Origin of the sequence: Sphingobacterium sp. SGR-19, assembly GCF_011043555.1 — a bacterium.
Taxonomy (GTDB): Bacteria; Bacteroidota; Bacteroidia; order Sphingobacteriales; family Sphingobacteriaceae; genus Sphingobacterium.
This window is the reverse complement of sequence record NZ_JAAKGS010000008.1, coordinates 88,334-105,077: the sequence shown is the minus strand read 5'-3', so window position 1 is coordinate 105,077 and position 16,744 is coordinate 88,334. Positions and strand designations below refer to the sequence as shown.

Below are 16,744 nucleotides of genomic sequence, written 5' to 3'. Positions count from 1 at the left end.
ATTTTATTTTATTGGTTATTGTTCGGCTGCCTCATCCACAATTTCTTCTTCGCTTTCGTCGGGCGTTTCTTTTGCAATTTTCCGAATAATCCAATTATTGGTATCACCCACGTAAAAGCATTGCCTCAATTCGTCATATGCAATTGCTTTGGGAGTATCGAAACGTGCCTCCAGACGGAGATCACCATTTGCGTATCCATTCGTACCGTTATTTCCGCGGCCGGCAAACGTGCTTACGCGTCCTCGGGGTGTTAATATACGAATGCAATGATTGGATGCGTCACAGAAATAATAGTCGTACTGGTCGCCGCCCTGCTCTTCGTAGTCTGGATTCTTCACAAAGACCCCTTGTGCGGGGTGATTTAGTCGCGCATTGGTTCCCACTCCGTCAAGCCAACCCGCGTTCTGCGATCCACCAGCCACGGGATAGGGTGCTTTAAATGTCTTTCTAGTATAGTCGTAATCACTACGTAAAATATAATGGGTGTTATAATTCGTAATATAAGCGTAGTCGCCAGAAGGATGAACAACCATAAAAATAGCCACCGAATTATATGGATTAGGAAAGGCCAAATTGCCTTGTTCTGTAGCAAAATCATATCGGTGTATCTCACCTGCACGAAAAAGCGAATAATAAAACTCACCGTTTACGGGATGGACCATAGCACCTTGTACGCCGCGAGCTGGTTGATTAATGGCAGTACTTTGTTGAAATCCAGACGATCGGGAAAAGATATAGTGTGCATTTCGCGTATTGCTGGCATGGTTATCTGAAACAATCATATCCCGATCCCCATTGAGTTTCCAGTTAATGGCCGTCACCCTAGAGAATCCATGCCGAAAATAACTGACCCATTCTTCTTCAAAATCGATTAAACGCGCACTGTGATTGTCTGCCGAGAAATAAAGATGGTTTGGGTTTAGCGGGTCAAAGGTTAACCAAGATACCCCTTTAAAGGCTCCACAATCATCGAACGGTCCCTCTTTTTCTTCAAAATCATTATCCACCTCATAATAGGTGCCGATAAAATCGGAAACAATCCACTTTGGTACATAAACAAAATTCTCTGTTGCAGACGTCTGAACAAGCTCTTCTCCTTGTTCATCTAATACGGATACGTGTATATCGCCATCAAAGGCTTCTGATGGCACGATACAGTACAAACTTTTGCCTTTTACATTGACCACTTTTGCTGACTTCCCGCCGATGACCACCTTTAAACGCGATACATCGCTCCCGAAGTTGTCTCCGTAAATAACCAAATTGCTTCCCGACCCGCCTTCTTTGGGAAGAAAATCCGTCACGGTGATCGGTTTCGACGGATCAAAATCTACCGCCGGATCCCCCTCGCTACTTTCTTTACACTGCACAAAGCAAAGCATCATCATGACGAGCCATATTCCCTGGAATGGCCGCCATCTTTTACTCATTTTCTCTACTTTCATATACATTTTTATATTGGTTAAATTTTTTCTTTCATGTTAGCGTCTGCGTGATATATTGTCCACATTGGTACGGTTGCACAAAATCATTAGACCGCTCCAATATGATTTATTCTTAAAATAAGTGAGATTCTTAGATCTACCTAGTCAGTCGGTGTTACTTCATCATCACCAATTTCGATTTCTAATTGCTGATACAATGTTATAGAAAGGTGATTTCAATAACCCGTTAAATTGTCTCATTTTTTTGCATAATCGTATCAATCAGTAACATAAAAAAAGCGATGAGATAAAATCTACATCGCTTTCTATTAACCTAGGTAGGTTGAATGCTTAATTCTGAATACCAAACTGATAGATGGTGGTACTTGTATATTGCTCCCCCGGGTCCAATATTGTCGTCGGCCATTCCGGCTTATTCGGTGTGTCGGGATAATGCTGCGGCTCCAGACAGAGGCCAGTCTGCTTATTGTAAGCCACTCCTTTCTTACCTATTCGCGAGCCGTCTAACATATTACCCGTGTACACTTGCAGACCCGGTTCTGTCGTATACACATAAAGCGAGATACCCGTAGTAGGGGCGTATACCTCAGCTGCAACATGAGACAAGTTTCCATCTGTCCGCAGAACGTAGTTGTGATCAAATCCCTGTGCAAGCTGTACTTGGGCATGCGAGCTGTCTTTCATTAGTGCCTCCTTAATGGAGATAGGACGTGTAAAATCAAAGGGCGTACCGACTAGCGGTTCCAACTTACCTGTAGTGATCAGCTGTTCGTTCAGCGGTGTATAGGCATCTGCATGGACTAAAAGCGTATGATCCAATATGTTTTTCTCGGGGTTACCAGACAAATTAAAGAAACTATGGTTCGTCATGTTGATAACAGTCTTCTTGTCTGTTTCTGCGAAATAGTCTATTTTTAATGCATTCTCTTCGCTTAAACTAAAGGTTACTTTAACCTGCACCTGTCCAGGGAAGCCTGCTTCTCCGTCTTTAGATACATAACGCAGCACAAGCACACTATCTGATGGCTGTTCCGCGTCAAACACTTGGTTCTGCCACCCTTCTGTTCCGCCGTGAATCGTATGTTCGCCGTTATTGCGATCCAATGTAATCGTATCTCCATCGAGCACAAATTTTCCATTTGCAATCCTATTTGCTACCCGGCCGACGGTGGCGCCAAAAGATGAGGGTTTCGCGAGATATTCATCAATGTTGTCAAACCCCAACACCACATCCTGGAGTTGATTTTCTCGATCGGGCACAGACAGGGACACAATGCGGCCACCATAGTTCGTTATACACACTTCTGCCCCGGATGCATTCTTCAATGCATATAAATCCGTTTGCTTACCCTTCACTTGTTGTTGAAAGTTTTTTCGTTCAAGACCGGAAATAGTTTTCTGCGTGTCCGTATCCTGACACGATCCTAAAAAAGTGGATAAGAGTATGATAAACAATGATGTCTTCTTCATAGTGACGTGTAGTAGGGTTTATAAAAGCTCAAATATGTTAAAAAATCTAAGCTATTGCAATCAAAATCGTCTCATTATAACCGGAATTTGTCTCAAAAGTCATTTTCCATTGCCTATTATAAAAACTTCTCCTATTTTTATAAGATAAACCTGTTTACATGTCCGCAAAATGTTGGTTGTTTCTGTCGCTGTTTTTTGTCCATACGTTTCTCAAAGGAGCCGTATCTCCCTATTATTTCAATCATTTTCAAGTAAATAGGGGACTATCCAACAACGCGATATTATGCAGTGTACAGGATCAGGACGGGTTTATCTGGTTTGGTACAAGAGATGGATTGAACCGGTTTGATGGGTATCGCTTCAAAAACTTTTTTCATGAGTCGGAAAATGAAAACAGTTTGGGGAGTAACCTCATCCACAGCCTTATGGTGCGTAAAACGAACGAAATTTGGGTGGGAACGGATCAAGGTATTTACATCTATGATCCCCAACAAGAGGAATTTTCGCTATTCGATAAGATCAAGAAAAGTGAAACTTTACAAATTGACGAGGACCCGGGGGGCAATATCTGGTTTATATCCAATAGCCGCCTTTACAAATATAACCCAACTACAGAGCAAATTGATGAAACCTATGCCAAGCAACGGAAAGAACCTACCCACGCTTTCTGCATCGATAAGCAGGGCGAAGTATGGATAGGCCTAAAAGAAAGTATTTGTCATGTTAACAGCGGGAAAGAGTATAAATTTTCCAATGACAAACAATTCACGGGCGGCGTTGAGGAACTTTTCGTCGACGATAATAACGATATGTGGATTGGCACATCTCATCACGGGGTTTACAAATGGAATCGGAAAGACAATAAAACGCAACACGTCATCAAAAAGATGGGCAACAAACCCCTCTATGTACGAGAAATAGAACAAATAAGCAAAGATCAGCTCTGGATTGGAACAGAAAGTGGCTTGCTCGTCCATGAAATAAGCAAGAATAAAACAATACATATTATTCATGAAAAAGATAATCCGTGGAGCCTTTCGGATAATGCTGTTTATTCCGTTATGAAAGACAATAGAGATGGGATATGGATTGGTACTTTTTTCGGCGGGATTAACTATTACCATCCGCAGCATAATTTGTTTGAGAAGATATTCCCTCGAAATTCGCCTAATGCTATCGGTGGACACGCAGTACGAGAGATTGTTGAAGACGACCAACACAATATATGGATCGGTACAGAGGATCAGGGCTTGAGCTTCTGGGATCAGAAAACAAATCAATTCCGTAATTTTGGTCCAGAAAATGGCCTCGCACACACCAATATACATGGGTTGCTTATCACAGGTGATAGCTTACTGATCGGCACATTTTTTCAAGGACTCGATGTGATCGATATACGAAAGAAAAAAGTCATTAAACATTTTGATTCGAACAACACCGACCAAGCGCTCAAAAGTAACTTTATCTATCATATCTATAAAACGTCAAAAGGCGATATTCTACTAGCAACAGCACCTGGAATTTTTCAATTTATACCTGGAGAGGATCAATTTATCCGCTTTAAAGGCGCCCCCGGTCATGTATTTTTTACGTCTATTTTTGAAGACAAAAACCAGACACTATGGTTTACAACCTGGCGTGACGGACTATACATGCTCCCCCACGGCGAGCAAAAGCCCACTCGGTATGTACATGACCCTAAAGATCCTTTCTCGATCAGCAGCAATCGTGTTAATCGTGTCTTTCAGGATTCAAAAGGACAAATCTGGGTAGCCACCGAGAGTGGTTTATGCATATACGACAAGTCCAACCAATCCTTTAAACGCTTCACCTCCAAAGATGGACTTCCCAGTAATCTGATCTTGGCGATGCTGGAAGACAATTCAGAAAATCTTTGGATATCGACAACTAGGGGGCTGGTAAAAATGAATATTCGCTCTCATCGGATCGAAAAGTATAGTTTAGAACATGGCCTATTAGACCTTCAGTTCAACTATAATTCTGCCTTTAAAGATACAAATGGCTTGCTCTATTTTGGAGCATCGAAAGGGTTGATACGATTTGACCCGTCATCTATCACGGACCTTTATAAAACAGATTTTGATACCCCTATTTATATCACCGGTATCCAGTCGAACCAACAGGAGTTGACGATACAGGACAAAAAAGGTGCACTGTCGAAATCTATCCTCTACACGGATGAAATAAAATTGCCTTACGATGAATCGACGATCAGCTTCGATTTCGTAGCGCTAAATTTTGCATCAGCGAATGCAACATCCTACCTGTATAGATTAGTCGGATTGGATACCACGTGGACCTTCTTAAGAAATAATACGAAAGCAAACTTCACGAAGATTCCCCCTGGGAAATATACATTTGAAGTCATGGCTTCCGACGCCAACAAAACGCCGATTTCAAAAATAAAATCGTTAAAAATTACGATACTTCCACCCTTCTGGGCCAGCGTCCCGGCCTATATTATTTACGTCCTATTTTCTGTAGGCTTAATCGGTATGATGCTGTACTGGTATGACCATAAGATGAAAGAAAAAAATAGGCGACGGTTAGAAAAAATCAAAGCTTATAAGGAAAAAGAGCTCTATAAGGCGAAGATGGATTTTTTTATGCAGATCACACACGACATTAAAACGCCTTTAACACTGATCAAAGCGCCACTTGAAAAAATAATGTTGGGCGCCGAACCAAAAAAGTCCGGAAAATGGCTAAAGACAATCCATCAAAACACAGAGAAACTACTTTCCATGACAGACAACCTGCTGGATTTCAGAAAGGTAGAAAGCAATGAATTTTCTCTAAAGCTAAAAAAGCAATCGGTCAGTTCGCTTATTTTGATATGTTTGCAAGATTTTGCTCCCCTGATAGAAAGCAAAAAAATTAAGGTGTCTAAATCATTGGATCGAAAGTTGGAGGCGAACATAGATATTGAAGCCATGTATAAAATTCTTTCCAACCTCCTGTCAAATGCCTTTAAATACGCAGAAAAGCACGTCTTCGTAAACCTATACAAAATAGCCGATAGCGAATGCTTCTGCATCGAGATAAAAAACGATGGTATCTTACTGTCTGACGAAGAGAAGACCCAGATTTTCGAACCTTTTCAGCGCGCCAGCACACATTATCGCGTAAAGGGTTCCGGGCTGGGCCTAGCTTTAGCTTATTCGTTTGTTTCCTTGCATGGAGGCACATTGGCATACAAAAAGAATTCAGAAAATTTGAATATATTTGTTTTAGAGATACCATTATAAGTACTATGCATATTGATTTTGGAATAGAAAAATCCGTTATTTTGTTAGCAGATGACCATGAGGACATCCTCGACTTCATAGCGGACGACTTAGAGGAAAAGTACAAGGTAGTAAAAGCCTTAAATGGACAAGAGGCCCTAGCATATGTGCATACTCATGATGTAGACCTGATCGTCAGCGATATCATGATGCCCCTATTAAACGGCTATGAATTTTGTACGAAGCTGAAAGAAGACGAAAAGTATAGCCATATCCCTTTTATTATGTTGACGGCGAAGAACAGTTTACAGTCCAAAATAGAAGGTTTGGAATATGGAGCGGATGCCTATATCGAGAAGCCTTTTTCACCTAACTTCCTGGAGGCTCAAATAGCGAGTCTGTTGCGTAATAGAAAACATGTAAAAGAGCATTTCCAGCGGATACCTACCAGTCCATTGGATATCAGCGGCCACAATAAATCAGACCAAGCCTTCTTAAAAAAGCTCAATAAATTGATTTTGGAAAATATGGCCGACCCCTCGCTCTGTGTAGATATGTTGGCAGACCGGCTGTATATGAGCAGACCAACACTTTATCGAAAAATTAAGGTATTATCGGATTTATCTCCCAATGAATTAATCAATCTTACACGATTGAACAAAGCCTCTCAACTCTTGTTGGACGGCGAATATAAGGTTTATGAGGTCGCGAATCTACTCGGCTTCAGTACGGCTTCTCATTTTTCGCGAAATTTCCAAAAACAATTCGGGATCAGCCCAAAAGACTACGCAGCAAAGCATAAATAAAATGGTTTAAGCGTTAATGGGAAGATGGAGTGCGCCCCTGTCTTGGTTCTGGATGTCGTGCCAGAATGGCCTGAAGCTCTTTGAGTACATCCGGATGTTCTTCGGCAATATTCCTGATTTCTGCCAGCCCATGTTGATAGTCATACAATTCATATTCTGCAGTTTCCGGGATGTCTCCTATTTTCTTCCATTTTACCATCCGGTAGCGGTCGGTACGGATTGCTTGCCCTAGCCTTCCCCCTCTGGGAAAACTATGATAGGCATGATCCCGAATACGGATTTCTGGATCTTTGAGGACAGGCACCATACTTAAACCGTCGAACGGCTGTGAAACCTGTGGTGCCGGCAATCCAGCCAGTTCCACCAACGTGGGATAGATATCGACCGTCTCCGTCAGCTGCGTGGTATGTCTGCCAGGCTGTACTATGCTTGGTGCGGATATAATCAACGGTATACGATTCGCCAACTCGTAATTGACGTGCTTCGTCCACATGCCCATATCACCAAGCATATAACCGTGGTCGCCCCAGAGGACGACGATCGTATTTTCATCGAGGCCAAGCACGCTAAGCTCTTCCAGCACCTTGCCGATCTGGGTATCCACATAACTCACACCGGCATAATAGCCATGTATCAATTTACGGCTAAGGCTATCTGGAAAGGCATCTTCTGTAACATTGGTCGGAATGGGAATATACTGATCGATTTCCACACCGTATTTCACTGCATATGGAGGCGCCCCCTCAGGTCGCACACGATGTGTAGGTAATGGTAGTTTCGATTCATCATACATCGCCCAGTACTTTTTAGGCACAGAAAATGGTAGATGTGGCCGGGCGAAACCTACGGCCAAAAAAAACGGTTGATCCGATCGAGATTTTAATTCTCGAAGACGATTAACCGCCCGCTGTGCGACACGCCCGTCTGCATAGGCCTCGTCGGCAACATCGGGAGACTCCCAGGCGAGCCCGCGAGGCAATCCGCGAGCGTCCTGGTTTGAAAAGAGCGCTTCTTCGCGCGTGAACCCCAATGCCTTACTGGCCGGGTCCACATACTCAATAACCAACTCTTTGTGATGTGGTACACTCCAGGACAGTTCATCTGCATAAGTACCATGACCGATGTGAAAGATCTTACCCATGGATTCAGTGTGATAGCCGTGCTGCTTAAAGTATTGCGGCAAGGTCACGGCATCTGGATAATAGTCGCGAAAATTTTGTCCGAATCCGTAAATCCCAGACGAGGTGGACCTACTCCCCAACAGTAGGTTAAACCTGGAGGGCGCACAAACGGCTTGGTTGGAATATGCCTGCTCAAACCGAAATCCGTGTGCCGCCAGCTTGTCGATGTTCGGGGTAATCGCGATAGAATCTCCGTACGCTCCTATTGCCGGGCGTAAGTCATCCACAAGAATGAACAAGATATTAGGCTTCTTGTCCTGCGCATTCAGAAGCAGCGACATGACCATCGATACGGCCATTAAAAGATAAGTTCTCCGATTCATAAGCTTTAATTATGTTCGCCCCCGCTATACTTTTTCAATCGCACCGGACACCTCAATCGACCGGCGGATTTGCACGACCGTCCGTCAATTCCGGCAAGTAGCTACGCCAAGTAGTAAGTTTCGTCTGCAACTCCTTGACGATATCGGGATGAGCTTCGGCTATATTCTTCGTTTCATAGCGGTCCATCTCCATATTATACAATTCGGGGTTATTCTTGCGGTAATCCATGAGCAACTTCCATTTTCCAGACCGAATAGCCAGATTGGGGCTCCGATCTCTACCTCTTGGGAAATTAAACGCATAATCATTTCTACCGTATTCCCAATACATATCTTTCGTGCGTAGCGCTGGTATTCCTAACCAAACGGACTTCCGATCTTCGCCATCACCTTTGTAATTGGCCGGTAGTTCGGCGGTTGCGATGTTAGCAAGTGTCGGTACCAAATCTGTCGAATTTAATACAGAAACACTGTCCGTTGCACCGGCAGGCACCTGACCCGGCCAACGTACGATAAATGGCATTCGTATACCGCCCTCGTACAGCGAAAGCTTCGTGCCGCGAAGCCCTCCGTTTCGACTACCTTTGAAACTCGGCAATGCACCGTTGTCACTGGTGAAGATCACCACGGTGTTTTCTGCAATACCGAGCTCGCGCAGGCCGTCGAAGAGCCTGCCCATCTGTTTATCAAACTCGGCCAACACCAGCTTGAACGCCGCCTCTTCCTTGGGATTCATCGGAAACTGCCCCGACTGCCGCTGGTTCTCCTCCGGTACCCAAGGATCATGCATATCGTCGGGCCACAAGTTTACAAAACAGGGGGAATCCTGATGTCGTCTCAAAAAGTCAAGTGTCTTATCTACGAAGTAAGCCGTCCTGTCCCAACGCTTTACGCTATCCACATCAGACCATATCCAGTCGGTAGCCGTCAATACCGGATCCGGCTCTGGACTTTCATAGGTGCTGGCGTGCTCATCAAAACCATATTTGTTAAATTTCGGTGCGTTTTTTATATCCCTTCCGCCTCCCATATGCCATTTCCCAAAATGTCCCGTTTTATACCCCGCGCTTTTCAGAATTTTGGCGATAGAGGGGGCTTGCACATGGAGATAGTTCGCCTGCTCAGCCAGTTCATTACTCCGTCTGTTGTTTAGAAAGGTAGTAAAATTCCATTCTGCCGGAAACATGCCGGTGAGCATGCTCGCTCGGGACGGACTGCAAATAGGCGACGCGCTGTAGTATTGAGTGAACCGTGTACCTTCTGACGCAAACCGGTCAAGGCGGGGGGTCGGAACAAGCTCCCCCCCAAATGCGCCGATATCTCCAAATCCCATGTCGTCGGTCAAGATAACAATGATATGCGGACGTTCCTGACTCCATGAAACTAGGGTTTGCGCTAACAGCCCTATTAAGCAGATACTTTTGATAATGACATTCATCATAGCGTTACGCTAACTCTTTATTATCGGATGACATGTTGATATAACTTATTGTGCATTTCCTTTAGCACGGCCTCTGGAATCTTGATTACCTTCCGATCGTAAGTCATTAGACCATTCGTTTCGACCTCAACATCTGTCGTCTGGGTATAAACAGCTGCAGAGAGTCCCCGTTTGATCAGCGCATTGAGGTCATTCACTAATTCCTGATAACGCTGTTTAAGCTCTTCTTTATTTTTGAATGATTGATAACCCCAATTATCCTTCTCTTGCCACGTATGGCCTTCTACCGGTAATCCTAAGCCTCCAAACTCGCCCAACGCCAGTATAAATTTGTCGCCAAAGAGATTCGGATCGGGCATGGCAGCACCTGGATAGTTATGAATATCCAATATATGTCCAATAAAGGCAAAATTCCCTCCGCTGGCACTATTCACTAATCGTGATGGATCATAGTTCATTGTCCATTCCGTCATTTCTTTCGTTTTGAACTGTCCCCAAGCTTCGTTAAAAGGAACCCAAATCACAATACTCGGAAAGTTATGCAATGCATCCATAATCGCCTTCCATTCTTTTTTATAGATCGCTTCGGATTCAGGTGTCCGATTCTTGTCATGAATACCATTGGAAATTTTACCGGGCTGCATATCCCAGATATTTCCACCGAGATCACCACTCGGCATATCTTGCCACACCAAAATACCGAGGCTATCACAATGACGATACCAACGGGCAGGCTCCACTTTAATATGCTTACGGATCATATTAAAGCCCATCTCTTTGGTTTTAACAACATCGAATTTCAATGCCTCGTCAGTTGGGGGTGTATGTAGACCATCTGGCCACCAACCTTGATCTAAGGGTCCATAATGGAACACAAACTCATCGTTTAAGTACATGCGTTGAATACCATCGCTCCCCTGCTTCATGCTTATTTTGCGCATAGCGAAATAGCTTTTCACCTGATCCACTACTTTTTTACCACGTAGCAATTTGATTTGCAGGTCATAAAGCTTCGGATTTGTAGGACTCCACAAGGTCAGATTCTTCACGGATAAAGCCGATTCTTGGTTTGCGGCTAGTTGCTGTTCACCGATTTTCTGTGCACCATCATAAATTTCAACAAGCAACTCATCTCCCGCTTTTGCTCCCACTACCTCAGCTGAAAAATGTAGTAACGATTGGTCTACATCAGGAGTATGTTTTGTGTTTACTATATAACTTTCTGGTACATTTTCCAACCAGACAGTTTGCCATATCCCCGTTACCGGTGTATACCATATACCATGTGGATTATTGATCTGTTTTCCACGGGGCTGCGGTCCTTCGCTTGTTGGATCCCATACGCGTACCACAATTTCTTGATCCGCACCTTTTTTTAACGCGTCTGTGATGTCAAATGAGAAGGGATCGAAACCTCCTTCGTGTTGACCGATATGTTGTCCATTTACATATACATCACATTGCCAGTCTACCGCACCAAAATGTAACAAGGCACGCCCTTTCCGAAAAGTCTTGGGTACGGATATCGTTCGGCTGTACCACAAGGCTTTGTCTTTTCCGACTTCTTTTCCCACCCCCGACAAGGCAGATTCAATTGCAAAGGGCACTAATATATCCCCTTCCCATGACGTTGGCTTTTCGGAAACGGATTTGTCTACAACGGTATACTTCCATAATCCATTTAAACTTTTCCAATTGTCTTTGCGTTCCAACTGTGGTCTTGGATATTCTGGATGCGGATTCGCTGGATCCAGCTGTTCCCCCCAAGTGGTTAAAATTTTGTCTCCTGCTGGTTTCCAATCCTGCGCTTGTGCAGCGAACCAACTCGTCGTGACTAAACATGCTAATGCAAAAAATCGCTTCATTATTGTTTCTATTTTGATTTTTCCGGTTTATATTCCAAAAATGCAATATAAAGAAAACAAAACCTTGACCTTTTAATTCAAAATAGCATCAAATCGTCTCAATGTGAATCAAAAAAATCATTTATCCCATTTTTCAGCTAGCAGTTTCATGTAAAAGCCGCCAACGACACTGCGCGCCTTAAAGTTCTCGCGGACTCCCGTTGTCGCGTCATAAAAGTCATTCAGCGGAACGCGTGTGGGCGCCTCTAGGGCATGGCGAAATAATGGATCGATAAATTTTTCAAACGTATCTTTATTCTTCGCGAGGGTTGCCGTCCATACGATCCAATCATTTTTGGTATAATTTTTCCGGCTATCCAAAGGCAAACCAAACCGCTTCATACGCGGTATGTAATAAGCAATTTCCTTATCAACCACTTCTTTAGGGAACAAGCCGAAATCCAAAACTTTATCCCAAATCAGATTATATTTCTGACTCCATGTATTCGGATCATCGAATGTTAGCGCGTAGTGATCACCCGCATCTGCCAAATCCATCCATTTGGGCACCATCTCCTCGGCGATCTTCCGGTAACGATCGGCAACATCCTTCTTTCCTAACATATCAGCCAATCGGGCATAACTGGCGATTCCCATAATCGCCTTAACAGAAAGATTAGCATTACGCGCAAGATGGCCTGCAAAATCATCCGTACAAAGTTGTGCTTTCGGATCCAAACCTTCCTCCACCAAATAGTCAGCCCATTGACTCAAAACCTTCCAATGTTTTTCTGCATACTTTGCATTTCCTTGTGCACGAGCTATTGCTGCTGTCATAATCAACATATTCCCAGACTCTTCTACCGGCATCGGCTCACCATACGTCTGTCCATTCGCAAAAGGATAGGTTCCCAAATCATGCGCCGCCCAGGGGTGTGGATATTTTCCACTTTCACTGAAATAGAAAATACCATTTAGCATCCCCTGTAGTAAAACAGGGTTATATATTAAATATAATGGTGATGAGGGATAGGTCACATCCACCGTATTAATAAAGCCTCCACTATTATTTTCTTTCGAAAGCCATAGTACTTCTCCGGTCGGACTTTCAACCAACGTATGCGCTGCAATACTTTGTCGATAGGCCAAAACGCAAAGATACGCATATTTTTCCCCACCTGCCTGTACTACCTGGCGTCTCAATGTGCTGTCAAAAACCGTGCACTGCTGTATCAATTTTTCATAGTCCCTTACCGCAGCATGCAGTTGTGTCTCGAAAGAACGATCGCCATTTTTGTTCCACCAGGGACGTAAATCCGTATGAAAATATTGAATGGCATATACTTCATCGTATCCGATGGTCAAAAAACGATTCGCAGGAGTAGCACCTACCTGACCTAACGAAATTTCGGTATGCAGTGTCAAAGATTTTCCTTGATAGGGGGCGTCATAGCCAGATATAAACTGTTTGACATTTCTGTCTGTGGGTACAGCTACATACAAGTGTCCCCAATCTATACGCATATCATCGGCTCCCTTTTGTAATATGGGTTGCTCAACCGTACCCACTTTCAATATAGAGAGCGTTCCGTCTTTATAGGCCTGTCCTTTTACTTCCTGTTGATCAGCCATATAAACCGCTATATCTGACGATACTTCCTGATGTATTTTAACGTCATGTTTTTTTCCATCCTTCGCCTGCACTTCGTAGGAGATATAGGAGACAGGTCGCGCAAGAAGATCAAGATCATCCATTAACACTGGTGAAGTGAAGGTAACCTGCAGTTCGACGCCGTCACAATCAAACCTATACATTGTTTGAGTAGCATGCACATCTACCGAAGTCTGCTTCGCAACGACTACATCTGCCTTATCGGCTGCCACGCTGTTTACCAAATCAAAATCTAAGAAACGACCGCCTGCCGTATTTTTTAAGTGAATCGCGAGCACATTTTTACCCTCGCGTAAAACTCCTTTCGCTTTAGACGAAATATCGAAATATTCGAAACGATTATTCCAACCATCCCTCTCAAACACAAGAACACCATTTAAATATACTTCAACATTATCATCATGATGTAATTTCAAGAATAACGGTTCGTTTTCATCTCTTTTTCCAAGAGAGAATTCCCGTCTCACCCAGATATTATCTGATTCCCAAAAAGTCCCCGATACAGCTTTATTATCTGAGATTGGCAACGCGCCTTCCTTCCAATTCGAGTCTTCAAAGTCCAATGCACTCCATCCGCCATTTTGAGCTTTCTCTATATATTTTACTCGAGGTTTACCCTCCTCGGTAGCGTGCGGTATTATCGTTTGGTAACGGGGAGCGTCCTTACCCATAAAGCGGTATGTGACACCATCCACTTCAAGATAACCGGTTAATCCATGCGCAACGCCGGTCCAATGCTCGGTGACCTTATCTGTCAAGATATCGCTAGTCGACCAAATACTGAAATTCGGATTATGTGTAATCAAGGGATAGGCCGGTGCTTTTCGAACTTGATTAACCTGTCCATAGGACGTCAGTATGCATAAAATAAAGACGAATAACCCTGTGGCGACGTAACTTCCGTTTCTTATAAAATTTTGAACTCTTACCATATTGTTATAGTATAATTTACAATTTTACTTCTTCTCCCGTAATTCATCAGAAAACGAATACGGCTTATTTTCACTTGCTGTGCCTCTGGACAGATTAGGCTGTGCAGACATACGGAAATTCAGCTTAGCACCTTTATATAAGTCGGCTATACGCAAAAAATTGTGTGTATAATTTTTGCCGTTTACACGCAGCTGATCGACGTATACGTTTTCTTTCGATTGGTTACTCGCCGAAATAACGATTTTTTTCTCATTTTCCAGCTGCAAGGTCACCTCGTCGAACAGCGGAGATCCCAGCACATATTCGCCAGACCCTGGTGCTACCGGATAGAAACCCATCGCAGAAAACACGTACCAAGCGGAAGTCTGCCCATTGTCCTCGTCGCCACAATAGCCATCGGGAGCTGCGGAGTAAAGCTTATCCATAATCTCCCGTACCCAATACTGGGCCTTCCACGGCGCTCCGGAATAGTTGTAAAGATAAGGCATATGTTGTATAGGCTGATTACCATGCGCATATTGTCCCATATTCATAATCTGCATCTCCCGCATTTCATGGATCATCCCGCGGCTTTTCATCCCCTCCAGACTAGGTACCAAAAAGACGGTATCTAACATGCCTGTAAAAGCCGCATTGCCCCCCATTAAGTCGACCAATCCTTGTGGATCATGAAATACACAAAAGCTCCAATGCCATGAATTGCCCTCCGTAAACTCGTCCGACCAAGCGCTAGGATCAAAATTCGCGATAAAGGAGCCGTTTTTATTTTTTCCACGCATAAGCTTGGTTGAAGGATCATAGAGATTTTTGTAATTAAGGGCTCTCTTGGCGTATATACTGGTTTCTGCATCCGGTCGTCCCAAAGCCTTACCAAACTGATATATACACCAATCATTGTAAGCATATTCTAATGTCCGGGCAGCGTTCTGCGAAATCCCGGCATCAGCGGGTATATAGCCTAATTTGTTATAAAGTTCATGTCCATACCGTCCGGTCGACGTGTTCTTTGGATGCACATTATTTGCGCCCCATTGCACCGCTTCCCATAGCACCATGGGATCATAACCTTTTCTACCGGTGAGATAAGCATCTGCCACGACAGAAGCGGAATTATTCCCGATCATGGAAGCACGATGTCCGGGAGATGCCCATTCTGGCAGAAAACCACTTTCTTTATAAGCATTTACTAGCCCCTCTTGCATACGATCGTTCATGGAAGGATAAAGCAGATTCAACAATGGAAAAAGGCTTCGAAACGTATCCCAAAATCCAGTATCGGTAAACATCTCACCCGGCAATACCTCACCGTTATAAGGGCTATAATGCACGCGGTTTCCTTCGGCGTCTATTTCCGAAAGATCTCGCGGAAAAAGTGTAGAGCGATACAAGCAGGAGTAAAACGTGCGGAGGCGATCGATATCCTGATCTTTAATACGGATACGCCCAAGCACTTCATTCCATTGCTGGCGACCTTCGTTAGCAACCTCTTCCAAGGATTTCTCGCGCACCTCATTTAAGTTCAACGATGCTTGTTCAAAACTAATAAACGAAGAGGCTACGCGGGCGGTTATCTGTTGTCCTTTTTTTAATCCTTTGAAGCCGATAATTGCACCTGCATGATCTGCCGTTACTTCCAAGCCATCCGAATTTATATTTCCATTATTCACGACAAAATGGCTGTCCATGGGCCGATCAAACTCAATGATAAAGTAATTCTTAAAATTCTCCGGTGTTCCGCCGCTATTGCGGGTATTATATCCAATAATCTTATTTTCTTCTGGTATAACTTTGATGAAAGAACCCTTATCAAAAGCATCGATGACGACATAGGCACTATCGGTCTTCGGAAACGTAAAGTTGAACACGACGGCCCGTTGCGATGGGCTAAATTCCGTCGTGATATCGTGATCCGCCAGAAATACACTATAATAATATGGCTTTGCAATTTCGGCCTTATGTGAAAACCAACTCGCTCGTGCATCCTGATCAAACACCGGTTGCCCCGTTATAGGCATCAACGAAAATTGTCCGTAATCGTTATTCCACGGACTCGGCTGGTGTGTCTGTTTAAATCCTTTAATTTTATCTGCCGTATAGGTATATATCCATCCATCGCCCATATTTCCGGTCTGCGGTGTCCAAAAGTTCATGCCCCAGGGGCGGGCGATAGCGGGATAGGTATTCCCTGTTGAAAGTTCATATTTAGATAAGGTACCTACCAATGGGTTTACGTAATCTACAGGGTCGGGGGATTGTGCAAAGATTTTCGGAAGACTCGCCGTCCAGAATAGAATGAACAGGAAAAAAGAATGTTGTTTCATATGTGTTTGTATTTTATTTTTTTATGTCCATATGGAATATCCAGCATAAATTCATCAAT

At 43.7% G+C, this 16,744-nt stretch carries 9 protein-coding genes; 2 read left to right on the top strand and 7 right to left on the bottom strand.

Annotation, left to right across the window (positions count from 1 at the left end; genetic code table 11):
- Positions 1-15 precede the first annotated feature (15 nt).
- Together G5B43_RS14885 and G5B43_RS14880 are read right to left on the bottom strand one after the other, a co-directional pair.
- Positions 16-1,446, bottom strand: coding sequence for an IPT/TIG domain-containing protein (locus tag G5B43_RS14885; protein WP_165295597.1), 1,431 nt, complete (start codon positions 1,444-1,446; stop codon positions 16-18).
- A 330-nt stretch (positions 1,447-1,776) separates the two neighbouring features.
- Positions 1,777-2,916, bottom strand: a complete 1,140-nt coding sequence (locus tag G5B43_RS14880) for an aldose epimerase family protein (protein WP_165295596.1) — start codon at positions 2,914-2,916, stop codon at positions 1,777-1,779.
- A 158-nt stretch (positions 2,917-3,074) separates the two neighbouring features.
- On the opposite strand from G5B43_RS14880, the gene G5B43_RS14875 reads away from it, so the two are divergent.
- Positions 3,075-6,185 carry a two-component regulator propeller domain-containing protein gene (locus tag G5B43_RS14875; RefSeq protein WP_165295595.1) on the top strand — a complete coding sequence of 1,037 codons (3,111 nt, stop codon included), beginning with the start codon at positions 3,075-3,077 and terminating at the stop codon, positions 6,183-6,185.
- 5 nt (positions 6,186-6,190) lie between these two features.
- On the top strand, positions 6,191-6,970 hold the full coding sequence (locus G5B43_RS14870) for a response regulator (RefSeq protein ID WP_165295594.1): 780 nt from the start codon (positions 6,191-6,193) through the stop codon (positions 6,968-6,970).
- 13 nt (positions 6,971-6,983) lie between these two features.
- Here G5B43_RS14870 and G5B43_RS14865 read toward each other — a convergent pair whose 3' ends face one another.
- The 5 genes from G5B43_RS14865 to G5B43_RS14845 all read right to left on the bottom strand — a co-directional run bounded on the left by G5B43_RS14865 (position 6,984) and on the right by G5B43_RS14845 (position 16,685).
- The gene (locus tag G5B43_RS14865; protein ID WP_165295593.1) at positions 6,984-8,474 is read right to left on the bottom strand and encodes a sulfatase; all 1,491 of its coding nucleotides are present in this window, start codon (positions 8,472-8,474) and stop codon (positions 6,984-6,986) included.
- A gap of 52 nt (positions 8,475-8,526) precedes the next feature.
- Positions 8,527-9,915 (bottom strand): sulfatase, encoded by a 1,389-nt coding sequence (locus G5B43_RS14860; protein WP_240904876.1) that lies wholly within the window; start codon positions 9,913-9,915, stop codon positions 8,527-8,529.
- Between the two features lie 20 nt (positions 9,916-9,935).
- Positions 9,936-11,780 carry a glycoside hydrolase family 2 protein gene (locus G5B43_RS14855; RefSeq protein ID WP_165295592.1) on the bottom strand — a complete coding sequence of 615 codons (1,845 nt, stop codon included), beginning with the start codon at positions 11,778-11,780 and terminating at the stop codon, positions 9,936-9,938.
- Between the two features lie 117 nt (positions 11,781-11,897).
- Positions 11,898-14,363, bottom strand: a complete 2,466-nt coding sequence (locus G5B43_RS14850) for a glutaminase family protein (RefSeq protein ID WP_165295591.1) — start codon at positions 14,361-14,363, stop codon at positions 11,898-11,900.
- Positions 14,364-14,387: 24 nt separating this feature from the next.
- On the bottom strand, positions 14,388-16,685 hold the full coding sequence (locus tag G5B43_RS14845; RefSeq protein WP_165295590.1) for a GH92 family glycosyl hydrolase: 2,298 nt from the start codon (positions 16,683-16,685) through the stop codon (positions 14,388-14,390).
- Positions 16,686-16,744 lie beyond the last annotated feature (59 nt).

Bases quoted from the DNA above. Each gene is read 5' to 3' on its own strand.
- G5B43_RS14885 (WP_165295597.1), bottom strand. From the start codon at position 1,446: ATGAAAGTAGAGAAAATGAGTAAAAGATGGCGGCCATTCCAGGGAATA.
- G5B43_RS14880 (WP_165295596.1), bottom strand. From the start codon at position 2,916: ATGAAGAAGACATCATTGTTTATCATACTCTTATCCACTTTTTTAGGA.
- G5B43_RS14875 (WP_165295595.1), top strand. From the start codon at position 3,075: ATGTCCGCAAAATGTTGGTTGTTTCTGTCGCTGTTTTTTGTCCATACG.
- G5B43_RS14870 (WP_165295594.1), top strand. From the start codon at position 6,191: ATGCATATTGATTTTGGAATAGAAAAATCCGTTATTTTGTTAGCAGAT.
- G5B43_RS14865 (WP_165295593.1), bottom strand. From the start codon at position 8,474: ATGAATCGGAGAACTTATCTTTTAATGGCCGTATCGATGGTCATGTCG.
- G5B43_RS14860 (WP_240904876.1), bottom strand. From the start codon at position 9,915: ATGATGAATGTCATTATCAAAAGTATCTGCTTAATAGGGCTGTTAGCG.
- G5B43_RS14855 (WP_165295592.1), bottom strand. From the start codon at position 11,780: ATGAAGCGATTTTTTGCATTAGCATGTTTAGTCACGACGAGTTGGTTC.
- G5B43_RS14850 (WP_165295591.1), bottom strand. From the start codon at position 14,363: ATGGTAAGAGTTCAAAATTTTATAAGAAACGGAAGTTACGTCGCCACA.
- G5B43_RS14845 (WP_165295590.1), bottom strand. From the start codon at position 16,685: ATGAAACAACATTCTTTTTTCCTGTTCATTCTATTCTGGACGGCGAGT.